The organism is Paractinoplanes abujensis (assembly GCF_014204895.1).
Lineage (GTDB): Bacteria > Actinomycetota > Actinomycetes > Mycobacteriales > Micromonosporaceae > Actinoplanes > Actinoplanes abujensis.
This window is the reverse complement of sequence record NZ_JACHMF010000001.1, coordinates 2940760-2967662: the sequence shown is the minus strand read 5'-3', so window position 1 is coordinate 2967662 and position 26903 is coordinate 2940760. Positions and strand designations below refer to the sequence as shown.

Annotated in this window: 18 protein-coding genes and 1 pseudogene; 6 read left to right on the top strand and 13 right to left on the bottom strand. The window is 71.8% G+C overall.

The window, feature by feature from the left end:
* Nucleotide 1 precedes the first annotated feature (1 nt).
* From BKA14_RS13335 to BKA14_RS13320, 4 genes are all read right to left on the bottom strand, one after another.
* Entirely contained in the window at nucleotides 2–922 is a 921-nt protein-coding gene (locus tag BKA14_RS13335) for a carbohydrate ABC transporter permease (RefSeq protein ID WP_184951245.1), read from the bottom strand.
* Nucleotides 922–2208, bottom strand: a complete 1287-nt coding sequence (locus tag BKA14_RS13330) for an extracellular solute-binding protein (RefSeq protein WP_184951244.1) — start codon at nucleotides 2206–2208, stop codon at nucleotides 922–924. Before BKA14_RS13330 ends, BKA14_RS13335 begins: the two co-directional genes overlap by 1 nt.
* A gap of 11 nt (nucleotides 2209–2219) precedes the next feature.
* Nucleotides 2220–3242 carry a LacI family DNA-binding transcriptional regulator gene (locus BKA14_RS13325; protein WP_184951243.1) on the bottom strand — a complete coding sequence of 341 codons (1023 nt, stop codon included), beginning with the start codon at nucleotides 3240–3242 and terminating at the stop codon, nucleotides 2220–2222.
* Nucleotides 3243–3445: 203 nt separating this feature from the next.
* Nucleotides 3446–4492: a TerC/Alx family metal homeostasis membrane protein gene (locus BKA14_RS13320; protein ID WP_184951242.1), complete on the bottom strand. Its 1047-nt coding sequence runs from the start codon at nucleotides 4490–4492 to the stop codon at nucleotides 3446–3448.
* 453 nt (nucleotides 4493–4945) lie between these two features.
* On the opposite strand from BKA14_RS13320, the gene BKA14_RS13315 reads away from it, so the two are divergent.
* The gene (locus tag BKA14_RS13315) at nucleotides 4946–5764 is read left to right on the top strand and encodes an SGNH/GDSL hydrolase family protein (RefSeq protein WP_184951241.1); all 819 of its coding nucleotides are present in this window, start codon (nucleotides 4946–4948) and stop codon (nucleotides 5762–5764) included.
* Nucleotides 5765–5806: 42 nt separating this feature from the next.
* Here BKA14_RS13315 and BKA14_RS13310 read toward each other — a convergent pair whose 3' ends face one another.
* The gene (locus tag BKA14_RS13310; protein ID WP_184951240.1) at nucleotides 5807–10753 is read right to left on the bottom strand and encodes a diguanylate cyclase; all 4947 of its coding nucleotides are present in this window, start codon (nucleotides 10751–10753) and stop codon (nucleotides 5807–5809) included.
* A 72-nt stretch (nucleotides 10754–10825) separates the two neighbouring features.
* Entirely contained in the window at nucleotides 10826–11800 is a 975-nt protein-coding gene (locus tag BKA14_RS13305) for a DUF808 domain-containing protein (RefSeq protein WP_184951239.1), read from the bottom strand.
* A 173-nt stretch (nucleotides 11801–11973) separates the two neighbouring features.
* Here BKA14_RS13305 and BKA14_RS13300 point away from each other — a divergent pair, with 173 nt between their 5' ends.
* From BKA14_RS13300 to katG, 3 genes are all read left to right on the top strand, one after another.
* Nucleotides 11974–12579, top strand: coding sequence for an MBL fold metallo-hydrolase (locus BKA14_RS13300; RefSeq protein ID WP_184951238.1), 606 nt, complete (start codon nucleotides 11974–11976; stop codon nucleotides 12577–12579).
* Between the two features lie 86 nt (nucleotides 12580–12665).
* Nucleotides 12666–13088 carry a Fur family transcriptional regulator gene (locus tag BKA14_RS13295; protein ID WP_184951237.1) on the top strand — a complete coding sequence of 141 codons (423 nt, stop codon included), beginning with the start codon at nucleotides 12666–12668 and terminating at the stop codon, nucleotides 13086–13088.
* Nucleotides 13085–15322 (top strand): catalase/peroxidase HPI, encoded by a 2238-nt coding sequence (gene katG / locus BKA14_RS13290; protein ID WP_184951236.1) that lies wholly within the window; start codon nucleotides 13085–13087, stop codon nucleotides 15320–15322. The genes BKA14_RS13295 and katG overlap by 4 nt, the downstream gene beginning before the upstream one ends.
* Before the next feature lie 67 nt (nucleotides 15323–15389).
* Here the strand turns inward: katG and BKA14_RS13285 are convergent, their stop codons facing one another.
* From BKA14_RS13285 to pgfA, 4 genes are all read right to left on the bottom strand, one after another.
* On the bottom strand, nucleotides 15390–15812 hold the full coding sequence (locus BKA14_RS13285) for a DUF6188 family protein (RefSeq protein WP_184951235.1): 423 nt from the start codon (nucleotides 15810–15812) through the stop codon (nucleotides 15390–15392).
* Nucleotides 15813–15898: 86 nt separating this feature from the next.
* A complete protein-coding gene (locus BKA14_RS13280) occupies nucleotides 15899–16291 on the bottom strand; it encodes a response regulator transcription factor (protein ID WP_184951234.1) in 393 nt (130 codons plus the stop codon).
* Between the two features lie 227 nt (nucleotides 16292–16518).
* Entirely contained in the window at nucleotides 16519–17307 is a 789-nt protein-coding gene (locus BKA14_RS45015) for a DNA-formamidopyrimidine glycosylase family protein (RefSeq protein WP_184951233.1), read from the bottom strand.
* A gap of 86 nt (nucleotides 17308–17393) precedes the next feature.
* Nucleotides 17394–18449: a cell envelope lipid trafficking protein PgfA gene (pgfA, locus tag BKA14_RS13270; RefSeq protein WP_184951232.1), complete on the bottom strand. Its 1056-nt coding sequence runs from the start codon at nucleotides 18447–18449 to the stop codon at nucleotides 17394–17396.
* Nucleotides 18450–18560: 111 nt separating this feature from the next.
* Here pgfA and BKA14_RS13265 point away from each other — a divergent pair, with 111 nt between their 5' ends.
* Nucleotides 18561–19760, top strand: a complete 1200-nt coding sequence (locus BKA14_RS13265; protein ID WP_184951231.1) for an acyltransferase family protein — start codon at nucleotides 18561–18563, stop codon at nucleotides 19758–19760.
* Here the strand turns inward: BKA14_RS13265 and BKA14_RS13260 are convergent.
* Nucleotides 19682–23845: an alpha-(1->3)-arabinofuranosyltransferase gene (locus BKA14_RS13260; RefSeq protein WP_184951230.1), complete on the bottom strand. Its 4164-nt coding sequence runs from the start codon at nucleotides 23843–23845 to the stop codon at nucleotides 19682–19684. The two genes, BKA14_RS13265 and BKA14_RS13260, sit on opposite strands and share 79 nt — an antisense overlap.
* A 143-nt stretch (nucleotides 23846–23988) precedes the next feature.
* Here BKA14_RS13260 and BKA14_RS13255 point away from each other — a divergent pair, with 143 nt between their 5' ends.
* Nucleotides 23989–25182 (top strand): glycosyltransferase family 4 protein, encoded by a 1194-nt coding sequence (locus BKA14_RS13255; RefSeq protein ID WP_239093315.1) that lies wholly within the window; start codon nucleotides 23989–23991, stop codon nucleotides 25180–25182.
* On the opposite strand, the gene BKA14_RS13250 is transcribed toward BKA14_RS13255, so the two are convergent.
* Nucleotides 25167–25328, bottom strand: coding sequence for a hypothetical protein (locus BKA14_RS13250; protein ID WP_184951229.1), 162 nt, complete (start codon nucleotides 25326–25328; stop codon nucleotides 25167–25169). The genes BKA14_RS13255 and BKA14_RS13250 overlap by 16 nt on opposite strands.
* Nucleotides 25329–25413: 85 nt before the next feature.
* Nucleotides 25414–26895, bottom strand: a pseudogene (locus tag BKA14_RS13245) (MmpA family trehalose lipid delivery protein); the annotation flags it as partial.
* Nucleotides 26896–26903: the final 8 nt, after the last annotated feature.

The window sequence follows — 26903 nt, the reverse complement described above, 5'->3', positions numbered from 1 at the left end:
GTCAGTCCTTCCCTTCGATGAACCGGCGGTTGATCAGCGCCACGATCAGCACGCCGATCACCAGGATCACGCCGAGCGCGGCCGCGAAGTCGGGTTCGCCCTGCTGCAGGCCGCGCTGGTACATCAGCAGCACCGGCGAGGTGGACGCGCCGTTCGGGCCGCCGCCCCCGGTGAGCAGGTAGGGCTCGGTGAACAGGTTGGCTCCGGTGATCAGGGCCAGGATCACCACGAGCGCGGTAGCCGGGCGGACGGCCGGGACGGTGATCGACCAGAACTTGTTCCACCCGTTGGCGCCGTCGACCGAGGCCGACTCGTACAGCTCGTTGGGCACGTTCTGCAGCGCCGCCAGGTAGAGCAGGATGAAGAAGCCGAGCTGCTTCCACACCACGAACAGGGCGATGACCGGCATGGCCAGGCCTTCGTTGACCAGCCAGGACGGGTCGGGCGCGAACGGGCCGAGCACCGAGTTGACCAGGCCGCCCGAGTTGAACAGGAACAGCCACACACCCACGACGGCGACGCTGGCGGTCACGTACGGGACGTAGAAGGCCACCCGCAGGAAGGTGCGGGCGTGCACGACGCGGTTGAGCGCGACCGCCAGGATCAGCGCCAGCGCCGCGGTCAGGGGAACGTTGATGATCAGGAAGATGCCGATGTTGCCGAACGACTGCCGTACGGCCGGGTCGGTCAGCACGGCCTTGTAGTTGTCGAACCCGACGAACGGGTGGTCGACGACGGCGCCGGGTGCGGCGAAGAAGTAGTCGTGGAAGCTGATCCACAACGAGAACCCGAGCGGGTACGCGAAGACTACGGCGATGTAGACGGCGTAGGGGGCAGACAGGATCATGCCCACCGGGTGGCGGCCGAAGAAGGCCGCCACTCGGTTGCGTCGGACACCGCCCTCGATCGGGGCGGCCGTCATCAGGACCCGCTGGCCAGCTCGTCGACCTTCGTGGCGGCACCGGAGAAGGCATCCGCCACCGGCTGCTTACCGAAGATCACCGATTCCGAGTACGCGTCGCGGAACGCCTGCCAGATGGCCACGGAGTTCGGCACGTTGGGCACCTCGACCGTACGGGCGGCCTGGTCGGCGAACTGCTTGTACGCGGGGTTCTGGGTGAAGTAGTCCGGGTAGGCCGTCTGCAGGTCCTTGCGCAGCGGCATCTGACCGGTCGCGTCGAGCAGCTTGCCGTCCTGCTCCTGACTGGTCGCGAACTTGATGACCTCCCACGCGGTGGCCCGGTTCTGGCAGGCCGAGTACATGGCCACGTTCTTGGCGTCGCTGAACGTCTTGACCTGCTCGGCGGGCTTGCCGGTGGAGGTCGGCACGGGCACCGCGCCCCACTTCACCTTGTCGCCGTAGACCGCGACGGCCCACGGGCCGACGATGGCCATGGCCGCCTTCTTGTCGGCGAACGAGTCGCCGTTGTACAGCTCCTTGGGGGCCAGGCCCTCGGCGTAGATCGTCTTCCAGAAGTCGGCCACCTTCTGGCCTTCGGGGCTGTTGAACTGCGCCTTCTTGTCCGCCACGAGTTGCTTGCCGTCGGTCTCGGCAGCGAACAGCGGGTAGAAGTCGAACCAGGACTGGAAGAACTCGCTGGAGGGCGCCGGGTAGATGGCCGCCGGGGCCGCGCCCGAAGACTTGATCTTGCGGGCGGCGGTGAGGAACTCGTCGTACGTGGAAAGGGCCGGCTTCTCCGGGTCGAGGCCCGCCTTGGCGAAGATGTCCTTGTTGTAGAAGATCATCACCGGGTTGGACTTCCACGGCATCTGGTAGAACTTGCCGTCCGGTGACTTGTACTGCTCGGCCGTGTCGCCCGTACGGTCGGTGATGTACTGCGCGGCGCCGTCGAACTCGTCCAGCGCGACCAGGCCGCCCTGCTTCTGGAACTGCGGGATCGCGGCGGGCGCGGTGTTGAAGATCAGGCACGGCGCGTTGCCGGCCGTGATGGCGGCGCCGATGACCTCCTCCGAGCTCTTGCCGGCGGGGATCTCCTGCGCGGTGATCTTCTGGTCGGCGTGCGCGGCGTTCCACGACTCAACCATGGCCTTGCCCCAGGCCAGCTCCTCGGAGTTGTTGGAGAGCCAGATCGTGATGGGCCCGGAGGCCGCGTTGGCCTGGGAAGCGTCGCCACCGCCGCTGCCGTCACAGCCGGCGGCGAGGGCGAGGGTTGCGGTGAGAAGGACTGCCGGGAGGGTGCGTTTCATCGTTTCTCCGATCAAACAGCGGGGAGCATGGGCGAGGTGGACGCCCGGACGACGAGTTGAGCGGCAGGGACCGGAACGTCGTCGACCGTTCCGCCCTCGATGGACGCGAGAAGCGCGTCGGCGGCCGCCCGGCCCCACAGGTACGGGTCGGTGCGGACGGTGGTCAGAGGTGGGCTGACATATGCCGCGAGATCGGTGTTGTCAAACCCGGTGATCGACAGCTGAGCAGGGACGACGACGCCCAGTTCGGACGCCACGGACAAACCCGCGATCGCCATCAGATCGTTGGCGTAGACGATCGCGGTGGGTTTGTGCACGAGGACCTCGCGGGTGGCCCGGGCGCCCCCGGCCGCCGAGAAGTCGGCCTCCACGACCGGGCCCGGCCGAAGACCGGCGTCCTTCACCGCCTGCTCGAACGCCTGGCGGCGGACGCGGCCGTGCAGGAAGTGCGACGGGCCGGCGACGTGCGCGATGGTCGTGTGGCCGAGCTCGACCAGGTGTCCTACGGCGGCGGCGATGCCGGGACGGTCGTCGACGAGTACGGCCGGGAAGGGGCTGGGCACCTCGGGCCGGGCGATGGAGACGGCGGGCAGGCCCAGCTCCGCCAGCAGGGCGATGCGCGGGTCGGCGACGCGCAGGTCGAGCAGGAACACCCCGTCGACCCGGCCGTCGGCGGCGAGCCGGCGATAGCCCGCCTCCTCCTGCGCCTCGGGCACGACCTGCAGCACCAGGGCCTGGCCGCGGTCGGACAGGGTGCGCTCCACGCCGGCGATGAAGGCCGGGAAGAACGGGTCGGCGCCGAGCAGTTCGGGCTCGCGGGCCAGCACCAGGCCGACGGCGAAGGCGCGTGAGACCGACAGCGCGCGGGCCTGGTGGCTGGGGGTCCAGCCGAGGTCGCGGGCGGCGTCGAGGATGCGCTGCCGGGTCTCCTCGGCGACGCCGGGGCGGCCGTTGAGCGCGAACGAGACGGTGCCCTTGGAGACGCCGGCGGCGCGGGCGACGTCGACGATCGTCGGTCGCTCGGACCTGGTCATGCCGCCTCCTCGATGCGGAACCGCCCGGAAACCTGCGCGTAACTAAACCGGTTTGATCGTGAACCTAAACCGGTTTGAAAGATCGCACAACCGGGGGAGCGCGAATCGGCTTCCGGGTGAGCGGACATATCCGAAATGCAGCGAAGGCCGCCCGATTTGTCGGGCGGCCTTCGACGGCTGAGAGGGGCGGCGGGGGAGCCGGGTCAGCGGTTCTCGGCGTGCGGCCCCACCGCGACGGGATCGGTCTCGGCCGCCACCCGCTCGGCCGCCGCCTCCCGCTTGTTGGCGATCATGCTGGTGATCGTGACGGTGATCAGGGTGACCGCGATGACACCCAGCGAGGCCAGGGTCGGCACCTCGGGCAGCCACGTCCAGATGCCGTGCGCCCAGTGCAGCACCAGCTTGACGCCGATGAAGGCCAGGATGATGGCCAGGCCGTAGTCGAGGTGGCGCAGCTTGTCGAGCACGTTGCGCAGCACGAAGTAGAGCGCGCGCAGACCCATCAGGGCGAACGCGTTCGTGGCGAACACCAGATACGGGTCCTCGGTCACGCCGTACACGGCCGGCACCGAGTCGACCGCGAACACGATGTCGGTCATGAACACCGCGACCACCACCACAGCCAGCGGGGTCAGGGCCCGCTTGCCCGCCTCGCGGACGATCATCTTGCCGTCGTGGTACTCCTTCGTGACCGGGAAGAACCGGCGGATCACCCGGACGCTGCGCATCTGATCGATGTCGATGGTGTGGCTCTCGTCCCGCCGGGCGTCGCGCAGCACCTTGACCGCGGTCAGCAGCAGGGCCGCCCCGAACAGCAGGAACGCCCACGTGCCGGCCTGCAGCACGGCCGCGCCCAGGGCGATGAAGACGCCACGCAGCACCAGGGCGCCGGCGATGCCGTACAGGAGGACCCGCTGGGCCAGGGCCGAGGGCACCGCGAACGCCGTGAGCAGCAGCATGAAGACGAACAGGTTGTCGACCGACAGCGATTTCTCCACCACGAAGCCGGTGTAGAACTCGATCGCCGGGCGGCTGCCGTACGCCCACCAGAGCACCAGGCCGAAGACGGCGGGCAGGGCCAGATAGAAGACCGACCAGCCGACGGCCTCGCGCATCGGCACCTCGTGCGGCCGGCGGGTGACCACGAAGTCGGCCACCAGGAGGCCGATCAGCACCGCGATGCTGATCGCCCAGAGCAGGGGCGACGCGATGGTCTCGAGCGGTGCGGCCAGGGTGACACTATGCGCCATGGGAAAGCCTCCTCGGAGATGTGCGCCATCGTCCGAGGTCTCCCTCACCTGCCCCGTCGAAGCGGCAGGCGAACGCACGGGGGCATCCGAGATGCCCGTGATGACCGCAACGTTCCTTTTGAGGTACTCCCCTCGCCGCGAACTGTAACCCACGTACCTGGGAGATTGCCTGGGGGGTCAGCCGCGGCCGGGATGTCGCCCTTCGGGTGGGTGACAGTGACAGACGTCGTTGATGTTGGTGTCGTGGAGTGATGAGCACCTGTCGTCTTGACGGATGTCGACATGGTCTGGCCGAACGGACGATGCCGGACCGCCGGGAACGTCATCCGTTGATGGCCGCACCGCGCTGGTGCATCCAAGATCACCAACGCTAGCCTTAGCCGCCCATTTCGATACGTCGTTCCTTGAGCGCTTTTCATCAGGTTCGTCAGCACCCCAGGAGCCCGCCCCTCCATGGCTTTCCGTGCCACCGCCGTCGGCGCCCTCGCGCTGGCCGCGATCATTGCCGCACCCGTCGCCTACGCGCACACCACCGCGGAAGCGGCCCCCAGACCCGGTGTGAAGGACACGACGAAGCAGGCCCCGGTGCCGCTGGCCGTCGGCGCCCCCGGTCAGCTGATGGACCAGCTCTCCAACGGCTGGGGCAACGCCACGATCACGCTGCTCGGCGACTCGACCGGCAACGACAAGACGGAGTGGTTCTACCGGCTGTCGGCGTGGATCGCGGAGCGCTACCCGCATTACCGCACCACCTATCGGCAGTGGGATCACAAGAAGCAGGCGTACGGGGCCCCGGTCGTCCTCAGCGAGGGCAACGGCTGGCTCACCCTGTCGTTCTACAACGGCAGCGTCGGCGGGGCCAAGGCCGGCTATCCGTTGCAGGGCAACCGGTTCGACAAGATGACCGCGCAGGGCGGTGACCTGTTCCTGCTCAGCTACAGCCACAACGAGGGCCGGGCCACGGCCTACCCCACGTACGAGCGGCTGGCCGACCGGCTGACGTGGCTGTGGCCCACCCCGGACGTGGTGCCGGTGCTGCAGAACCCCGAGGGCGCGCCGCTGAAGAACTCGCTGGAGCGTTACGCGCACAACGTGCGACTGCGCACGATCAAGGGGATGGCCGGCGAGCACGGCTGGACGACGATCGACGCGCACCAGCAGTTCTCGGCGGACAAGCGGCCGTTGCGGTCGCTCGTCCCGGACGGCATCCACCCGAACGCGGCGGGCCAGGCCCTGTGGCTCAACGCGGCCAAGAACGCCTTCATGCGCTGACGTCGCGACAGTTCGGACAGCCGGAGAGCTGCGGGCGGGGCGTCAGGACAGGACCGGGGCGGCGACGCGGACGATGTCGCGGCCCGCGGCCTTGGCGTCGTACAGGGCCGCGTCCGCCCGCCCCAGCACCGTGTCGTCGTCGGGACCGTGGGCGACGGCCACTCCGATGCTGACCGTCACGTAGCCGCCCGGCCCGTCCGGGTGCGGGATCCGCAGCCCGCGGATGCCGGCCCGTACCCGCTCGGCCAGCGTCGACGCGATGTCCGGATCGGCGTCGCCCAGCAGGATCACGAACTCCTCGCCGCCGTACCGGCAGGCCAGGTCGGTGCCGCCCCGGATCGTGCCGGTCAGCGCCGTCCCCACCTTGCGCAGGCACTCGTCGCCGGCCTGGTGCCCGAAGCGGTCGTTGTACTTCTTGAAGAAGTCCACATCGACCATCAGCACCGAGTACGGCAGCCCGGAGTGCCGCAGCCGGTCGTGGTGCGCGCTCAGCGCCTGCTCGAAGCGGCGCCGGTTGGCCAGCCCGGTCAGCGCGTCGGTCTGGCTCAGCTCCTCCAGCTTGGCGTTGGCCTCGGCCAGTTCGTGCGTGCGCTCGGCCACCCGCGCCTCCATCGACGCGTAGAACATGGCGTTGTTGAGCGACACCACCAGCTGCCCCGTGATCAGCTTGACCGCGTCGAGCCGGTCGGTCGTGAACAGCCCGCTGATCTGCTTGTTGGCCAGCACCAGCACGGCCTGCACGGTGTCGCCGTGCCGTACCGGGACGACCAGCAGCGAGCAGCGCCCGGCGCCGCTGAGGAACGGGTCGCGGGCGAACCGGTCGTCCCGGGTGGCGTCCTCGACGAGCAGCATCTCGCGGGTGCGGACGGCGTACTGGACGGCACTGACCGGCAGCAGCCCGTAGACCTCGGCCCCCTCCACGTCGAGCTCGATCGCGCCCTCGAGGCCGCCCGGCAGGAACCACTCGCCGTCCTCGCGGCGCACCACGAGGACCACTTCGGACGCCCCGGTCAGCGCGGTCAGCTGCTCCACGATGGCCGCGCGCAGCTCACCCAGGTTCGTGGCCCGGCTCAGCGCCTGCGACGACCGCAGGATCGCCATGGTGTCGAGCGCGTCGGAGCGCAACCCGCCCGTGGCCCGTGACCGGCCCCGCGGGGCCCGCCCGGCCGGGCGCAACGCGGGGTGCGTCCCCAGCAGCTGGGCCACCTTGCCGGTCGCGCCCCACTCCTCGTAGACGCGCAGGGCCTCGGCCAGGTGCAGCCGCCCGCCCGCCTCCAGCCCGACCGAGAAGTGCAGCCGGGCCGCCCGTTCCAGGATCAGCGCGGCGTGCCAGGGTCGCTGCCGGGTCTGCGCGGCCTGCACGGCGTGGTCGAACGACACGTACGCGGCGGACAGGTCGCCCCGCAGCCAGGCCTCCTCGGCCGTCAGCCACAGCGCCAGGTGGCCGAAATTGGCCGGGCAGTCCTCGGCGCGCTCCCGCATCCAGGTCAGGCTGTCCACCACCTCGGCCGTCCCCGCGTCGCCCACGCGCTCGGCCGGGGGCAGGGCGTGCAGCCGGGTGGCGTTCGCGAGCGACGAGAGCACGTGGGCCTGGGTGACCAGGTAACCGGGCAGGACGCCGATCGCGCGCCGGGCCGGGGCGGCGTGCCGGCGCAGCGCCTCCTCGTCGCCGAACACCGCGGCGGCCAGCGCGCGGCACAGGTGGTAGACGCTGGTGGTCAGGGCCTGCGGCGGCTTCCCGGCCAGGTGCGTGGTCTCGGTGAAGCCGGCGTCGTCGAGGCTGCCCGAGACGGTGCGGCCCTGCAGCGCGCGGGCCAGCTGCCGGTGCGCGATCACCACGGCGCCGAAGAACTCGTTCCCCGTACGCACGTCGAAGGCCAGCGCCGCCTCGACGTCGGCCTGGTACTCGTCCAGGGTGGCCGCCGTCTCGAGCTGGGCCAGCAGGATCGCGTTCCACGCCCCGCTCGCCATCTCCAGATCGCCCCCGCGCACCAGGCCGTCGTAACTGCGGCGCAGCTCGGCCAGCGTGTCCTCGATGGGCTCGGTCCACACCTGCAGCTGCATCGCGAACCGGTAGCGGGACAGCGAGGTGAACGGCTCGTAGTCGCGGCTCTCGCCGACCCGCAGGATGTGCCGGCCGATCCGGGTGCCGGCCCGGTAGTCGCCGGTGTTCTGCAGCAGCATCATGCCGATCGAGGTCATCGTCGCGCCGAGCTGGGCCGACGGGCCGTAGCGGACCCACATCCGCCAGCTCTGGATCAGCACCCACGCGCCCATCAGCCGGTCGCCGAGCAGGAAGCACATCGGCATGAGCTTGCCGTAGACGCGGGTGCGGGCCAGCACCAGCGGGTCCCCGTCCTCGGGCCGGGACAGGTCGGCGGACAGGTCGAGGCGTTCGCTCCAGGCCAGCAGCTCACGGCTGAGCCCGGGGACCAGCCGGCCGAACTCGGGGCCCGGCAGCTCGTCACCGAGCCTGGTCAGCAGCTCCTTGCCCAGGTCGAGCGCCTCCTGCTGCCGGGACCGCTGGGCCAGGCTGCTGAGCTGGACTACGGTGACGGCGGTCAGGCGTACGGGATCCGTCTGGGCCCGGGCGATGCGGGCGTAGACGGCGTCACCCTCGTCGAGCCGCCCCAGCAGGTGCAGCGCCCGGTGCCGGCGGGCGTACGCGTCGAGCAGCGCCGGGTCGTCGTCGGCCACGCCCAGCCCCGCGTACGTCTCGATCGCGGTCGCCGCGAACCGCTCGGCGGCCTCGTGGTTGGCGGCCGCGGCGCCGCTCTCCGCCGCCACCCGGAACAGCGCCGCCATGACCCGGCCCTCGACGGGATCGGTGACCAGACCGGCCGCTTCCAGGTACTGCTCGGCCGCCAGCACCTCGGTGCCGGGCTCGGCGGCCAGGCGGCGGGCCATGTCGAGCCGCATCCGCCGCCGCTCGTCGTCGGACATCCCGGCCAGCACCGCCTGGCGGACCCGCTGGTGCCGGAAGACCGAGTGGGCCGGCGCCGCCGCGTTGCCCGGCGACGTCGCGATGACGACCAGGTCGTCCTCCAGCGCCGGGTACATGAGCGCCATCAGCGCTGCCGGTGGCAGGCCCGCGGCCAGGGCGAACACAGTATTGAGGAGCTCGTTGTCGGGCAGCAGGGCCAGCACCCGCAACACCCGCCGGGTCTCCGGTGGCAGGTTGTCGACGCGGTCCCGCAGCAGCCCGGTCACGTCGCTGCGGGACGCCTGCCGCCGGATCAGCTCGTCGTCCCAGCGCCAGCCGTCCTCGCCCAGCACCAGGGAGCCCCCGCGGCGCAGCGCGTTGACCAGCTCCAGGGTGTCCGACGGGTTGCCACCGGTCCACGGGTGCAGCAGTCCGGCCAGGCGGTCGGCGTCGTCGGCGGGCAGCCGCAGCATCTCGTGCAGCATCTCACCGGCCGCCGCGAGCGGCAGGTTGTCCAGACGCAGCAGCGGCACGTCGTCGCCCCAGCGGGTCACCGCCGCGGCGTCGGCCTCGTCCGGGCGGTAGGTGGCCACGACCAGCACGCCCTCCAGGCCGGGCTCGGTCAGCATGCCATCGAGCAGGTCGAACGACGTCGGGTCGGCCCACTGCAGGTCCTCGACGGCCATCAGCAGCGGCCGGCGGCGGCTCACGACGGTGGACAGCAGAGCCACCACGGCCTGCCGGAGCCGTACGCCGACCTCGGTGTCCTCGGCCCCGGCGGGCTCGGGGGCCGCGCTCCCGCCGAGCAACGTGCCGAACTCGGGCAGCGCGACCGCGATCAGCGCCGTGTTCGGGCCGAGCGCCGCCAGCAGCGACGTGCGCAGCGAGTCGAGGGCGTCCCGCGGCTCGGCCAGCAGCAACCGGCCCAGCCGGCGCAGCGCCCGCAGCACCGGTCCGGCCGCGGCGCCCTGGCGGACCGGGTCGGCGCGACCGGTCACGAACCAGCCGCCGCGCGTCGCCACCGGCCGGCGCAACGCGTTGATCAGGGCGGACTTGCCGGAGCCGGGCGGGCCGGCGACGAACAGGCCGCGCTTGCCGCCGAGCACCGCCTCCTCCCAGGCCGCCCGCAGCGCGACCACCTCGGTGTCCCGGCCGACCAGCAGCGAGGGTGCGGTCAGCCGCAGCGGGAAGTCGCGCTCGCCGAGCGGGAACGTGGTCTCCGGCCATTCGCGCATCCGGGCCAGGTCGTGGGCCAGGCCCTCGGCGCTCTGGTAGCGGCGGTCGGGCTCCTTCTCCAGCAGCCGGGCCACGATGGCCGACAGCATCGGCGGGGTCTCCGGGCGCACCTGGGTCAGCGGGACCGGCACGCGCAGCAGCAGATCGCGCACGAGCTGCAGGTCGTCGTCGTGGGGGAAGGGCGGGTGCCCGGCCACCAGCTCGTAGAGGGTCGCGCCGAGCGAGTACAGGTCGGCGCGGTGGTCGACCGGCAGCCCCGTACGCCCGGTCTGCTCCGGGGGCAGGTAGGCCAGCGTGCCGTCGATCTCCCGCAGGTCGCCGAACCCGGTCTGGTCCTCGCTGAACAGGCTGGCCACGTCGAAGTCGACGAGCACGGGCCGGCCGGTGTCGTCGAGCAGGATGTTGGCCGGGTTGATGTCCTTGTGCACCACTCCGCGCGAGTGCATGCCCGCGATGATCCGGGCCAGCCGGTGGGCCAGCCGCGGCACCTCGGTCAGGGCGATCTCGTGGGCCGCCGCGGCGTAGGCCAGGGTGCGGCCGCCCACGTCGACCAGCAGTTCGGCGTCGGGATGGGTCCAGGGCGCGAGCCCGCCGATACCCGGCAGCCCGGCCAGGCGCATCAGCAGCGCGTGCTCCCGCCGCCGGCGCATCGGGCCGGCGGCACCGCGGAACTCCTTCGAGATGACCGTCGTCTCGTCGTCGGCCAGGTAGATCCGCTTGACGCGGGTGCGGTCGGTCGAGGAGAGCACGGCGAAGTGCGCGTCGGCCGTGGGCAGCTCGGGCAGCTGTGGCCCCGTGCTCTCCACGCCCATCGTCACCGTCCGCCTCATCTGTCCCGCTCCGGCCGCGGGCTTCGCTATCCCCCTGTTCGGCCCGGAGCGGCGGTTCGTGAGGCAAACACCCTAGGGCTGCGGGCCCTCGCCCGGCTGCGCGGCCGGCTCCTCGGCCGGGGTGTGCTCGTCCTTCTTCCGACGGTGCAGGGTGTATGTCAGCACGACCACGATCAGGGCGCCCACGATCAGGCCCAGGACGGCGCTGAAGATCGTGTTGACCAGCCAGCCGACCACCCCGCCGAGCGGGCCGGTGGCGTCGTGGGCCGCCTCCTCCACGTGGTGCACGGTCTCGTAGAGGAAGTGCAGGCCCAGCTCGTCGGTGCCGACCAGCAGGATGTGCCCGCCGACCCAGAGCATGGCGGCCGTGCCGACCACGGTCAGGAAGGTGAGCACCTTGGGCATGGCCTTGACCAGCCCGCGGCCGAAGGCGGCGACCGCCCCCGGGCCGTCCGAGAGGCGCAGGCCGGCGTCGTCCATCTTCACGATCAGCGCGACCGCGCCGTAGACGACCACGGTCATCAGCAGCGCGACCACGGCCAGGATGGCCAGCCGCGACCAGAACGGCTCGTCGATGACCTCGTTGAGCGTGATGACCATGATCTCGGCCGACAGGATCAGGTCGGTGCGCACCGCGCCCGAGATCAGCGTCTTCTCGTCCTTGGCCGCCTCGTCACCGTGCCCGCCGTGGCCGGAGACCTTGGCCCAGACCTTCTCGGCGCCCTCGAAGCACAGGTAGGCGCCACCGAGCATCAGGATCGGCGTCAGCAGCCACGGCACGAACTGGCTGAGCAGCAGGATCACCGGCAGGATGATCAGGAACTTGTTGCGCAGCGAGCCGAGCGCGATGCGCTTGATGATCGGCAGCTCGCGCTCGGCGGCCAGGCCCCGCACGTACTGCGGCGTGACCGCGGCGTCGTCGATGACCACACCCGCGGCCTTGGCGCCGGCCTTCGCGGCGGCCACCCCGACGTCGTCGATGGAGGCCGCGGCCGCGCGGGCCAGCACCGCCACATCATCCAGCAGGGCTACGAGTCCACCGGCCAAGGCGGGCGTCCTTTCAAAGGTCGGTCAATGTCCGTGCCGGCTCATTGTCGCGTACCTTCCCGGGGAACGGCATGTCAGGTCGCGAAGCGTGCCTCCAGGGCAGGCTCCGAGAACGACGATCCCGCCGGTACGGACCGCGGGGGAGCCGGAAAGGAATCGGTAGGGTGAGCGGCATGCAGCCTCGCGTGGACCACGGTGTCGTGTCCGGCACATTCAGCCTCGACGGTCAGACCTTCGACGTGGACAACAACGTCTGGGTCGTCGGCGACGACACCGAGTGCGTGGTGATCGACGCGCCGCACGACGTCGACGCGATCCTGGCCGTGACCGGTGCCCGCACGGTTCGCGCCATCATCTGCACCCATGCCCACGACGACCACGTACGGGTGGCGCCCGCACTGCGCGACCGCACCGGCGCGCCGATCCTGCTGCACCCGGCCGAGCGCCCCCTGTGGGAACTGACCCACGGCGCCGGGGTGACGTGGGACCGTGACCTGACCGACGGCGAGCAGCTCCCGTTCGGCCTCACCGTGCTGCACACCCCCGGCCACGCCCCGGGTGCGGTCAGCCTGTACGCCCCCGCGCTGGGCTGCGTCTTCACCGGCGACACCCTGTTCCAGGGCGGCCCCGGCGCCACCGGCCGCTCCTACTCCGACGCCGAGGTGATCGTGGCGTCGATCCGGGCCAAGCTGTTCACCCTCCCCGACGACACGGTCGTGCACACCGGTCACGGCGACGACACCACGATCAAGGCCGAACGCGACGCTCTCGGCAGCTAGCGCCGGTCTCGTAACCGGGGCGGGGTCCGCATCGAGGCCGGGTCAAAAACTTGATCTGTTCCAGAAAAGGGGTCTAAGGTCTTCCCGTGACGTCCGACCTCGCAGCGCGTTTGCGGGCGGTATCGTTGCGCGTGACCCGGCCCCGGCTGGCGGTGCTCGCGGCGCTTCGTGACCACCCGCACGTCGACACCGAAACGGTGATCGCGCTGGTCCGGGCCGACCTTCCCACGGTCTCCCATCAGGCGGTCTACGACGTGCTCCGCGCGCTCACCGACGCCCGGCTGGTGCGGCGCATCGAGCCCGCCGGCGCGACCGCCCGTTACGAGACCCGGGTGGCGGACAACCACCATCACGTCGTGTGCCGCTCCTGCGGCGCGATCGCCGACGTCGACTGTGCGGCCGGCCACTCGCCCTGTCTTACCGCCTCGGACGCTCACGGCTTCGTGATCGACGAGGCGGAGGTCGTCTATTGGGGCACCTGTCCCGACTGTTCGGAAGGAAAATCATGAGCGACGCCCAACTCGGAGACGCGGCCGGCTGTCCGGTCGCCCACGACTCCGTGACCGCCCACGGCAGTGAGAGCGAGAACCCGGCGATCGATTCGCCGACCCCCAAGACCGGCGGCCGCCCCCGTACGAACCGGGACTGGTGGCCCAACCAGCTCGACCTGTCGGTGCTGCACGCCCACTCGTCGAAGGCCAACCCGCTCGGCCCGAGCTTCCAGTACGCGCAGGAGTTCGCCAAGCTCGACGTCGAAGCCCTCAAGGCCGACATCATCTCGGTGCTGACCACGTCGCAGGACTGGTGGCCGGCCGACTTCGGGCACTACGGCGGCCTGATGATCCGCATGTCCTGGCACGCCGCGGGCACCTACCGCATCCAGGACGGCCGCGGCGGCGCGGGTGACGGCGGGCAGCGTTTCGCCCCGCTCAACAGCTGGCCCGACAACGCCAACCTGGACAAGGCCCGCCGCCTGCTGTGGCCGGTCAAGGCCAAGTACGGTCAGAAGATCTCGTGGGCCGACCTGCTGGTGCTGGCGGGCAACGTGGCCATGGAGTCGATGGGCTTCAAGACCTTCGGCTTCGGCTTCGGCCGCGTCGACACGTGGGAGCCCGAGGAGATCTTCTGGGGTCCCGAGGACACGTGGCTGGGCGACGAGCGGTACGCCTCCGAGAAGACGATGTCCGAGGGCGTCGGCGCGACGGAGATGGGCCTCATCTACGTCAACCCCGAGGGCCCCAAGGGCAGCGCCGACCCGGTTGCGGCGGCTCACTTCATCCGTGAGACGTTCGCCCGCATGGCGATGAACGACGAGGAGACCGTCGCGCTGATCGCCGGCGGCCACACCTTCGGCAAGACCCACGGCGCGGGCGTCGCCGACGGCCACGTCGGCCCCGAGCCCGAGGGCGCGCCGATCGAGGCGCAGGGCCTGGGCTGGCTGAGCACGTACGAGAGCGGCAAGGGCAAGGACACCATCACGTCCGGCCTCGAGGTCACCTGGACCGACAAGCCCACCCAGTGGAGCAACCGCTTCTTCGAGATCCTCTTCGGGTACGAGTGGGAGCTCACCACGAGCCCCGGCGGCGCCAAGCAGTACGTCGCCAAGACCACCGACGAGATCATCCCGGACGCCTTCGACCCGGCCAAGAAGCACAAGCCGACCATGCTCACCACCGACCTGGCGCTGCGCATGGACCCGGCGTACGAGAAGATCTCGCGGCGCTTCCTGGAGAACCCGGACGAGTTCGCGCTGGCCTACGCCAAGGCCTGGTACAAGCTGCTGCACCGTGACATGGGCCCGGTCAGCCGCTTCCTCGGCCCGTGGGTGGCCGAGCCCCAGCTGTGGCAGGACCCGGTTCCCGCCGCGTCGGGCGCCCAGGTCAGCGAGGCCGACGTCACCGCGCTCAAGGCCAAGGTGCTCGACTCGGGCCTCACGGTGGCCCAGCTGGTGCAGACCGCGTGGGCCTCGGCCGCCTCGTTCCGCTCGACCGACAAGCGCGGCGGCGCCAACGGTGCCCGCATCGCCCTCGAGCCGCAGCGCAGCTGGGAGATCAACGCCTCCGCCGCGCCGGTGGTCGAGAAGCTCAAGGGCATCCAGCAGGAGTTCAACGCGGCCGGCGGCGCCCAGGTCTCGCTGGCCGACCTGATCGTGCTGGCCGGTTCGGCCGCGGTCGAGAAGGCCGCGCTGGACGCGGGCGTCAAGGTCACTGTGCCGTTCCACCCCGGCCGCGGTGACGCCACCCAGGAGCAGACCGACGTCGAGTCGTTCAAGGTGCTCGAGCCGCGGGCCGACGGCTTCCGCAACTACCTGCGCCCCGGCGAGAAGACCCAGCCCGAGATCCTGCTGGTCGACCGCGCCTACATGCTCAACCTGACCGCCCCCGAGATGACGGTCCTGGTCGGCGGTCTGCGCGCCCTCGGCAACAACTTCGGCGACGCGTCGCACGGCGTGCTCACCGACAAGCCGGGCGTGCTGTCCACGGACTTCTTCGTCAACCTGCTCTCCCCGGGCACCCGCTGGAAGGCCGCGGAGTCCGGCGAGCACGTCTACGAGATCCGTGACCTGGCCACCGACGAGGTGAAGTGGACCGCCACCGCGGTCGACCTCATCTTCGGCTCCAACTCGCAGCTGCGGGCCCTGGCCGAGGTCTACGCCAGCGCCGACGCCACCGAGAAGTTCGTCACCGACTTCGTCGCAGCGTGGACGAAGGTCATGGACGCGGACCGTTTCGACCTGGTCTGATCCACCAGAAAAAGACGGAGCAGTTCCCGTACGGGGGCTGCTCCGTTTTTCTTCCTGCTCGGCGTTCTTACTGCTCCCCCCAGGTGGCCGTCTCACCGCCGGCCAGGCACACGATGAGGAAGCCGTCGGGTGAGGTGACGGCCCACGACTCGACGTCGGCGTGCGGGCAGATCAGCAGTTCGGCGCCGCTCGTGAAGGTCAGCAGCAGCTCACCCACGTCGCCCGTGCGGGCCGCGACGACCTCGTCGCCCAGCAGGGTGGCCAGGGCGTCGGACGGGTGATCGCCCGGTTCGGCCACGATGCGCCCGGCGCCCGGCGTGGCCAGCTGGATCGCGGTCTCGGCCAGCACCTGCCCGCCCCCGGCGAAGCTCAGCACGAAGGCGTGCCCCAGGCGCACGTACTCCAGTCGCCGGCCCGCCAGCATCTCGAGCGACCGCCCCCGGCGCGGGTGCCGCCCCGCGCCCATGTCGGTGACCATGACCGGCAACATGCTGTACCTCCCCGGCTCGTCCGTCTGTCGAGCAGGAAACTAACCGGGGTTGTCATAACAGGGCCTTAAAGGTGTCGAAAAGATTCCTACCCGGCCGAGGCGCTGAGCAGGCCCTCCAGGCGGCGCAGCAACTCCTGCGGGTGGAACGGCTTGGTCAGGTAGTCGTCGGCCCCCGCGCCGAAGCCGGACTCGATGTCACTCTCGTTGACGCGGGCGCTGAGCATCAGCACCGGAATGGTGGCTGTGCCCCGCTCACTCCGCAGGTTCTGACACACTTCGAGCCCGTCCATGACCGGCATGGTGATGTCGAGGACGGCCGCGTCCGGCTGGTGCTCGGCCGCCAGCTCGACCGCGGTCCTGCCGTTGCCGGCGTGCAGCGTCCGGAATCCGGCCACTTCGAGCTTCCAGGCGATCAGGTCCCGGATGTCCTCGTCATCCTCGGCGATCAACACGACGGGGGCGTTGGCGGTGGCGTTCACTGGAACTCCTTGGTCGGGGGCGTCTCGCTACGCCCGGTAGATCGACGCCTCCCCGCCCCGGATCAGCCATCTCCCGGTTGCGGAAAAGGTGCTGCACTACACGTTCAGTAACGACTACGCAAGGTCACCAGAACTCGAAGCGTTCGTAAAGTTACGGACAGTCACTGCTTCGACACGGCAGGACCTGCAGACCCGACCGGCGCGACCACGGGCGTCGCGTTCGTACGTCACACCGGCGGGGACGGGTCCGGCTGGCAGAACGGGCACCACCACGTTTCCCGGTCGTACGGTCCGGGGCCGGCCGGGACGAACGCGACCGGGGTGGCGCAGCGGCGGCACGGGCGCCGGTACCGGCCGTACACCCAGTGCGTCCGGCCGCGGCGCAGGTCGCCGGTGGTGCTCTGCGAGCCGTTGCGCAGGCCCAGTCGCATCATCCGGCCGATCAGTTCGAGCACCCGGTCGGCGTCGACGGCGCCGGCCGGCGTGTGCGGCCACACCCCCGCCACGAACAGGCCCTCGACGGCCCACAGGTTGCCGATCCCGCACACGTTGCGCTGATCGAGCAACGCCTCGCGGATCCGCCGGCCGGGATCGGCGGCGACGGCGGTGGCCGCGGCCGGGCGCTGCCGGGGCCACTGCTCGGCGAGGATGTCCGGCCCGAGGTGGCCCACCGCCAGGTCCTCGCGGGCGGTGGGCAGCAGCTGCAGCACCGGCATGGCGTGCGCCGCGAGCACCCCGGCCGGGCCGAAGTCGAACCAGGCGCGGATCCGGTCGGTGGCCGGTCCGGGCCGCCAGCCCGGCCGGTGGATCCGCCACGATCCCTGCATGCGCAGGTGACTGTGTACGGTCTGGCCGCCGCTGAACCGCATCAGCAGGTGTTTGCCGGCGGCGGCGACGGTGAGCAGGCGGCCGCCCTCGAAGCCGCCCCGCCAGAACTGGGCGGCCACCACGTCACGCCCGCCGAGCGAGGCGTTCAGCCGCGCGGCGAGCCGCCGGATCGAGTCGCCCTCGGCCACATCTCATGATCGCAGCCATCGGGGACAACGCGGTGGTGGGGAGGCTGTGCGGGAGCCATGAAGGCTCCCGCACGACGTACGGGGGGTCAGGCCTTGGCGTCGGCCTCGGCGCCGGTGATCTCCTCGGCGCGGTGCCGGGCGGAGTTGCGGCGGCCGGTGGTGACCATGACGAGGCCGATGATGAGCAGCAGGGCGCCGAGGACCGCGAGGCCGATCGGCAGGTAGCGGCTGATCAGCAGGACGCTGCTCTTGGTCTCGCCGGCGGACTTCACGTTGTTCGCGACCGTCTCGTCGGTGTAGATGAAGTTGCCGTCGAGCAGGGCCGTGGGCGCGCCCGTCTCGGGGATCAGCGTCTTCTTCTGCTGCTCCTGCACCTTGATGAAGGTGCCGGAGACCGGCTCGACCCAGATGGTCCGGGTGTTGCTGTAGTTGACCTGGCCGCCGGCCGCGTCGGGGGCGAACGTGGCCAGCAGGCCCTTGAGCCGCTCCTCGGTGAAGTTCAGCGGGGTGTCGGGGATCGTCTGCTGGAACTTGTAGGTCTCCAGGCCGTCGATCTCCTCGGTGCCCTGGTACTGGATCGGCGCCGCCTTGCGCAAGTCACGGTCGAAGTACTCGTAGTCCTTCTTCTCCGTGCCGAACGGGAACTTGTAGAGCTGCCCGGCGAAGTTGACCTCGGACGGCGCGTCCTCACCGGCGTCCTGCAGGAACTGATCGGACCAGTCGACGGCGGCCGCGGTGTCCCGGTCGATGGCGAGGCCGGCCTTGTACTGGCTGACCATCTCGTCGGTCTCGACCCACTTGACCGTGCCGTAGCCGTTCCAGATGACCGTGTCGTCGTTCTTGATCTCCTCGGCGGTCAGGTCGACCTGGGGAGAGATCTCGGTGGTGGACCGCAGCGTGCCGGTCTGCACCGCGACGACCGGCGTGGGCACGTCCGGCCCGCCCTTGGTCTGCAGGAACTTGGCGTCCTTGGCCTCGGCGACGCTCGGACGCAGACAGTCCGACGACTGGTCCGGCTTGCACAGCGCCAAATCGTAAGGCAGACGCGCCACCGAAGGCGCGACGTAGAACGCACAACCAGCCGCAATGACCACGGCGAAGACGCCGATGCCGAACAGCACGGCACCCCAGCGAGCCCTCACTGAGCCCTCCCATCGTTATCAATCGGCCGGTATCCCCGCACGGCCCGATCACCCATAATGGGCGCAGGTTACTCGCCAGTTACATTGTTGCGCGACCCCCTGGGACGGTTTATGTCTGCGCCCGTTACGAACAGGTCCCTCCATCGACTCCCGCCACTGGATGCGGTACGGGTCGTGGGAGCGCTCGCGGTGGTCGCGCACCATGTGGGGTTCGCTACGGGGATCAATGTAGGCGATGGTCCCTGGGCCGGTTGGCTGGCCCGGCTGGACGTCGGGGTGGCCGTGTTCTTCGTGCTCTCCGGCTTCCTGCTCTACCGTCCGTGGGCGCACGCGCGGGCCACCGGGCAGCCGCTGCCGGGCGCCGGGATCTACCTGTGGCGGCGGGCTCTGCGCATCCTCCCGGCGTACTGGCTCACGGTGGTGGTCTGCCTGCTCGTCGTGCCGCGCAACGCCGACGCCACGGCGGGGGACTGGGCGCGTCACTTCACGCTGACGCAGATCTACGACGCGTACGGGCTGCGGCACGCCTTGGGGCACACGTGGAGCCTGGCCACCGAGGCCGTCTTCTACGTGCTGCTGCCGATCCTGGCCGTGCTCGCGCTGAGCGGCCGGCGGCGCGCGGGGCGGCCGGTGCTCATCCTCGCCGTGGCCGCCCTGATCACGGCCACGTGGGTCGCCTTGCTGAGTACGGGGGTGCTCTCGCTGAGCCGGCACACCACCTGGCTCCCCTCGTACGCGATCTGGTTCGGCGCCGGCATGGCGCTCGCCTCGGTGCACGTGTCGCTGAGCAACGGGCACCTGCCGCGCTGGCGGTTCCTGGACGACATGGGGCGTGCGCCGCTGGCCTGCTGGGGGACGGCGCTGGCGCTGCTGGGCGTGGCCACGACGTCGATCGCGGGGCCGCGCACGCTGGCCGAGCCGACCGCGGCCCAGTTCGGACTCAAGATCACCCTGTACGCGATGATCGCCGTGCTGGTGCTCGTTCCGCTCGCGTTCGGTCCGCAGACCCGGACGAAGGCGGCCTTCGGCTCCGGTTTCGCGCGCTGGCTCGGCCTCGTCTCGTACGGGCTGTTCCTCTGGCACCCCTTCGTGCTGGAGATGCTGTACGAGGTCACCGGCCGGCAGGAGTTCACCGGCGACCTGCTCGAGACGTACGCGATCACCGTGGCCGGCGGGCTGCTGCTCGCCTCGCTGAGCTATTACCTGGTCGAGAAGCCCTTACTGCGGCTCGGTCACTTGCGCCGGCGACGCCCGCCGGGGAACAGCACCGAGAGCCAGAGCGCGACCCCGGCGGCCACGGCGGCCAGCTGAGGCAGCGCCGCCGTGTGGCCGTTCCCCGCGGTCACCGAGGCCCAGCCGGCCAGCGCGAACAGGGCCGCCGGGAGCAGGAACCGGGCCCACCCCAGGGCCCCGCGCAGCCACTTGCGGTCGCGGCTGTCCAGATGCGGCCGCAGTGCGCGCAGGGCCACCACGACGGCCAGTCCCAGCGCGATCAGCCCGGCCGCGGTCACCCCGCCCACGATCAGCAACGCGGCCCCGCCCACCAGCGGCGGCAGCAGCCAGCGGCGCCGCCGCCGGACGGGCACCGCCGCGAGCACGGGCCGCCGGGAGGGGATCACGGCGGCCACGGCCACGCCGGTCAGCAGCACCGCGCCCGCGCCCAGGGCGATGCCGAAGGTCTGATCGGGCGCGAACCGCAGCGTCACGTCGCCGGCCGGGCCCGCGGGCACGATCCAGCCCTGCTGCCACCCATCGACGATCAGCGGTTGCAGCGCCTCCCCGCCCAGCGTCGCCGTCCACCCCGGATTGGTGTTCTCGCGCATGGCCAGCACCCGCTGCGACGGTGAGGCGTCCAGGTGCACGCGGCGCGTCGTCGAGGTCCACTCGTCGACCCGTACGGGGCTCTCGCGGCTCGCGGTCGTCTCGGTCTCGCCGCCGCCCTGGCCCGCCTCGGGCCCGCGCAACGGGGTCAGGTTGAGCCGCAACGGGTCGGCCGTCGACGAGGCGACCGCCACCACCCGGGCCGGGCCCGTCGCCACCCGCACCGGGCCGGTGCCGCCGGGGCCGCACAGCCGGGTCGCGACCTCGCGCCCCTCGACCAGTTCGCGCCGGCTGGCCACCAGGGCGGTCGAGCGCTGCACGCCGGCCACCGACACGGACGGGCCGGTGCCGCAGCGCAGATAGAGCTTGCGGTCGGGGTCGTTGCGGGCCGGCGGCGGATCGTCCAGCACGCTCAGTTCACTGACGCCGATGGGCAGCTCGCGCGTGGTGTCCCGGTAGGGGTCGAGCGAGCGGGACGGGAAGGCGTTGGCGAACAGCACCGTGAGCGTGCCGGTGCGCAGCGGCGGGTCGAACCGCAGCGAGCCGCCGTCGTCCAGGTAGCCGGTGCGCACGCCGGTGTCGCCGAGCACGGTGACCTGCCAGATGCGCGAGGCCGCGACCCCGTCCGCGAGCCGGACCCGGATGCCGTTGACCTGCCGCGGTTTGAGGAAACCGAGCCGCAGCCACGGATGGGAGTCCTCGTCGGAGGCGTACCAGGTGGTGGCCGGGTCGCCGTCGGCGACCGCACCGGGCCGCGCCGCGGGGTCGGGCACCGCGCTGCTGGAGGCGGTCACGCTGGGCACGATGCCGCTCGTGACCGAGGCGGTGCCGCCGGGGTCGAGCATCGCGTTGAGCGCCGCGCCGGGCTTGGGCCGGGCCCGCACCGAGACCGTGTAGAGCGCCGCCTGCGGCACCTCGGCGGTGCGGTCGATGTAGCCGCCGTCCTCGGAATCGCGCGCCTTGCCACCCGAACAGTACGGCCGGCCGTCGGCGAAGTAACAGGCCGGAGTGGACGGGGCGGCGCTGAAGACCATGCCCACGGGCCGCCCGGCGACCGGCGACGCGGGCACGGCCAGGGTGCGCTGGGCGACCACGCCGGGGATGCTGAGGTCGGTGAAGCCCACGCCGCCGTAGCCGAGCCGCACGTCGCGGACCGCGTCCACGGTGACCCGTACGGTGTCGGCCGGGATGTCGCCGGGCAGCGGGATCGTGAAGGTCGTGCCGAAGACGTCGCGGGTGATCGGCTCGTTCGGGCCCACCCGTACGGTGATGCGGGTCGGCACGGAGTCGGTGCCCTGGTCCAGGGTGAGCCCGATGCTGCTGATGACGCGCTTGCCGGGCAGTTCGACCTCGAGCCACTGCCCGGCCGAGGGCACGCCGGGGGCGGAGCGCCACGAGGTGGCCGGGTTGCCGTCGAGCGCCGCGAACGGCTGGTGCGCCGGGCGCGAACCGATCAGCGCGTTCGCCTCCGAGTACGCCGATGACGCGCGCACGGTCTTGATGCCCAGGTAACGCACGACGGTGTCCTGCTCGTCGCCCCAGGCCGGCAGGTAGTCGCGGGCGGGGGCGCCCAGCCGCCCGTCCTGGCCCGCCTCCAGCGTGGCCGAGGCCCGGTCGGCGGCCATGCCGAACGCGACCTCGCGGCGGCGCATGCCGTCGGTCAGCACCACCGGGCCGGGGCCCAGGTCGTCCGGCCGGTCGCCGGCCAGCACCGTGGGCCCGTCGGGCAGCTTGCCCGCCGCGGCCGCGTCGAGCAGCGACTCGGGCCCGCCGACGACGGTGGTCAGGCTGCTCGAGTCGTAGGCGGCGATCGCCTTGCCGGGCTCGTCGACCCGCCACACCTCGAGCGCGGGCACCTGCACGTCGAGGCCGTCGTCGATGAAGAAGCCGGGCAGCACGCCGCCCCCGACCGCGGGCCCGAACGTGGCCACCGGGGTCAGGCCGGGCGAGCGCAGCAGCGCCTGGCGGGCCACGATCGGTTCGGTGGCCTGGGCCCGGCCGTAGTTGAGGTCGGAGCGCAGCAGCAGGTAGCGCACGCCGGAGCGGGACAGCAGGGGCGCCAGGCCGGGCGAGCCGGAGCCGGTGGACAGCGCCTCCTCCACCGAGTCGAGCAGGCGGATGGTGCCCGGCGGGGTCAGCGGGATCGAGTTGCGCACGCCCCAGTTGCCCTTCATCAGGGCCTGGGTGATCTCGTCGCTGGGCCGGCCCCACAGGTACTGCGGGAACCGGGCGCCCGGCACCACCAGCACCTGCTCGTGGCCGAGGTTGCGGTCGAGCCAGGTGGCGGCCTGCCGCCAGTAGCCGGGCACCTCGGCGAAGCTGCCGGGCGGCACCACCCCGCCGGCCAGGGCGGGACTGGCCACCCCGGCCATCGCCACGAGGGCGGCGCCGGTGACCGTGGCCGCGCGCAGCCGGGCCGGCCGGCGGTCGCGCTCGTGGGCCGTGCGGGCGGAGCGCAGGGCCAGGCCGAGCAGGTGGGCCAGGCCGAGCACGAGCGGCAGGCGCAGCACGACGTCGAACTTGTGCACGTTGCGCAGCGGCGCGCCGGGGCCGTCGAGGAAGGCGCGCTGGGCGTCGGCGAACAGCCCGTCGATGGCGCCGACATGCCCCAGCCCGACCAGCGCGAGCCCGGCCAGCATGCCGCTGACCAGGAACCAGCGGTGCGGCACGCCGCGGCGGGACAACCCGGCCAGGCCGAGCCCGGCCACGACCAGGGTGGCCACGACGATCACGGTCTCGGTGGCCAGGCGCCACCCGGCCGGCCACAGCGGGCCGAACGCGCCGGTCAGGTAGGCGTGCCAGTGCGAGGCGCCGCGCAGCACGGTCGTGGTGTCGGTCGGCGCGGTGGTGACGGCGGCGGTCTCGATGTAGTCGAGGAAGGGCGGGCTGTACCGGCCGAGCAGCAGCAACGGCACCAGCCACCAGGCCGTGGCCGCGGCGACGGCGGCACCCCAGGCGACCAGCGCCCGCCAGCGCAGCCGGGCCGGGCGCAGACCGGCCAGCCACAGCACGGCCAGCGGCACGACGGCCAGCACGGCGGTCGCGTTGACGCCGCCCGCGCACGCCACGACCAGCGCCGACCGGGTCACCGCGCGGCGGATCGGCACCGGATGCCGCAGGCCGATCAGCGGGATCAGCACCCACGGGGCCAGGGCGGTGGGCCAGGCCTCGACCGAGATCGGGCCCAGCTCGGTGAGGATGCGCGGGGACAGCGCGAACGCGACGCCGGCGATGATCCGGGCCCACGGCGTGCCGATCCGCAGCCGCTCGGCCAGCAGCACCAGGCCGGTGAAGGCCAGGCTGAGCAGCAGCGCCCACCAGAGCCGCTGGACCACCCAGGCCGGGATGGCGAGCAGCTTGCCGAGGAGGAAGAACGGGCCCATCGGCCAGAGGTAGCCGTACGCCTGATTTTGCAATTGCCCGAAAGTGCCGGCCGGGTCCCACACGTGCAGCGCCCGGCTCAGCCAGCCCGCCGGGTCGATCACCAGGTCCACCTTGGTATCGATGGCGGTCGACCCGGGGCTCTGCAGGAAAGCGATGGCGGTCAACCCGGCGCAAACCGCCAGCAGGCGCAAACGCCAGACCGTACGCGGAACGCCATCGTCGACTGACGATTTCAGTGCCGGCGGCATGTCGCTCCCGATTGACCGTTGCGGAGTCGCCGGGCGACCCCATATCGTGACCCGACCGCGAATGCTACTCGCGAGTAGGGGTGATTGTGGACACTTTCGTCGCCGGGAACCGGCATGTGCTGTTCCTCAACTGGCGCGACACCCGGAACCCCCAGGGGGGCGGCTCCGAGGTGTACGTCGAACGCATCGCGGGCGAGCTCGTGCGGCGCGGTCACCGTGCGACGCTGCTCTGCGCGAAGCACGCGTTCGGGGCCGCCGAGGAGCGTACGGCCGATGGGGTGCGGGTGCTGCGCCGCGGTGGCCGGCACACGCTCTATCTGCGCGCGGCCCTGCTCTACCTGCTGGGATTCGTCGGCCTGGGCCCGCTCAGCCGCCGCCACGGCCGGCCCGATGTGATCGTCGACGTCGGCAACGGGCTGCCCTTCCTGGCCCCGCTGTGGGCCCGCTGCCCGGTCATCGCGCTCGTGCACCACGTGCACCGCGAGCAGTGGCCGGTCGTGCTGACCCCGCGGCTGGCCCGGTTCGGCTGGTGGATCGAGTCGTCGCTGGCGCCCCGCGTCTACCGCAACTGCCGCTACGTGACCGTCTCGGCCGCGACCCGCGACGAGCTCGCGGTGCTCGGCGTGGGCCCGGAACGGGTGTCGATCATTCACAACGGCACTCCGGACATGACGGTCACGGCTCCGGTGGCCCGTACGGCGCATCCGTCGCTCGTGGTGCTGGGTCGGCTCGTCCCGCACAAGCAGGTCGAGGTGGCGATCGACGCGGTGGCCGCGCTCGCCGGGGAACTGCCCGGGATCACGCTGACGGTGGCCGGGCAGGGCTGGTGGGAGCCCGCGCTCAAGGACTACGCGGCCGGTCTGGGCGTGGCCGGCCGGGTGCGCTTCGCCGGATTCGTGGACGAGCCGGAGAAGCGGCGGCTGCTCAGCGAGGCCTGGGTGGCGCTGACCCCGTCGCTCAAGGAGGGCTGGGGCCTGACCATCGTCGAGGCGGCCGCGGTGGGCACCCCCAACGTGGCCTTCGCCGGCGCCGGGGGAGTCGAGGAGTCCCTGGTCGACGGCCGGACCGGCCTGCTCGCGAACGACTGGTCCGACTACACCGAGAAGGTGCGCCGGCTGCTCACCGACGATGCTCTGCGCCTGGCCATGGGCGTCGCGGCCCGGGCCCACGCGGCACGGTTCACCTGGCCGGCGGCGGGCGAGCGCTTCGCCGCCCTCGTCGAGGGGGCCGCGCACGTCCCGGCGCCGGCCGAGGTGGACCGGACCTACCTGGTGCCGTAGACCCCGGGCACGACCGTCGTGTCGTCGGCGGTCTTGGCCGCCTCCGACGACGAGCCGGTCAGGGTCGAGGCGATCGCCACCGACCCGAGGGCGCCGAGGGCCAGGGCAATCACCCCGGCCAGGACCAGAGGAAGGGCCTTACGCATGTGGGGACTCCTTCTGAGCAGCGACATCGACTGGCTTGCGATGTGCGCGGGACGTTACCACCTAGTAACTTCTTTGCGAAGACCCGTTCTCGTACAACTGGAGGTCGGTTCCCGCATGCACCATTCTCAATCCGGCCAGCGCGCCGGGCGGGACCGGGGGCTCCCCGTCGACACGTTGGACCACGACCCACCGCATGCCCAGCGGGGCCAGCGGTTTCCCCAGCGCCAGAGCCGTACGGATCTCGTCGGCCCGCCGGTTCTCGCCCGCGATCACCTGATCGCCCACCAGCAGCCGGTCGTCCCGCACCACCTCGGCGTCCACGTAGCGGGGCAGCGGGTCGATCACAGTTCGGGAACGGTTCCAGGAGTACGTGTGGTAGCCGCGGAACGGCAGCGAGACGACCTCACCCGGCGACCGCTCGATCGTGCGCGCCACGACCTCGAAGTCGGCCGGATACTGCACCGGCACCAGCCGCCCCAGGGCCCCGTAGGCGAGATCGGGCATCACCACCAGCGGCAGCAGCAAGGCCCCGGCCAGCACCTCGCGCCGCCCGGTCCGCTCGGCGCCCAGGGCCACGCCCAGGCACAGCACCAGGGCGTACGGGATCAGGAACTTCTGCCCGTCGCGCAGCACCCCGGCCCCCGGCACCTCGGTCACCGCCCACTCCAGCAACGCCCGCCCGCCGGGCAGCACGGCCAGCGCGGCCAGCAGGAACCCACCCCCGGCCAGGATCAGCAGCCGGACCGCCGCACCGCCGGGCAGCCGGTCGCGCAGCAGCCGCCAGCCGAGGACGGCCAGCGCCAGCAGCAGCAGCGTGCCCACCGGGGCCAGCGGCGAGGTGCGGCTGGGCAGTGTCGTCTGCGCGTTCCAGACGCCGCCCGTGCCCAGCAGCGCGCCGATCGGCCCGGTCCAGTCGGCCCCGCGCGCGGCGAAGGCGGCCACCCCGCCCGGGTCGCTGCGCCCGTCCGCGCTGCTCAATGCGGTGGCCAGCAGCCAGGGGGCGTTGAGCAGGGCGGGCAGCCAGGCCTTGCGGGGCGCCAGCACGAGCACGCCGGCGAAGGCGATCAGCCCACCGGTCGGCGTCACGGCGGCCGGTGCGCAGGCAGCGAGCAGGCGCCACAGCGAGCCCCGGTCGCGCAGGCACGCCGTGACGATCCACGGCAGACTCCCGTACGCCAGCAGCAGCCCCCACTGCCCGAGCAGCAGACGCTCGGCCAGCAACGGCGTCCACGCGTAGGCGACCGCGGCGATCAACCGGGGCGCGAGCCGCTCGGTGGGCACCAGCCGGCCCGCGCCCAGGGCCGCCAGCAGCAGGATCGCGACCAGGGCGACGCGCTGGACCAGCCAGCCGGGCGCGATCACCGAGGCCAGCGAGACCAGTGCGTCCTGCGGGACGGCGCGGGGCAGGGTGGCGCTCGGGACGATCAGGTCGGCACGCAACGGCTGGTGCGGCACGAACACCATGTCGTACGAGAGGACATAGCCCGGCGCGGCGAGCGGCGCCAGCACGGCCGTGGCCACCAGGATGGCGGTCGCGGGCAGCGCCCAGCGCTTGACTCGGCGCACGGCCGACA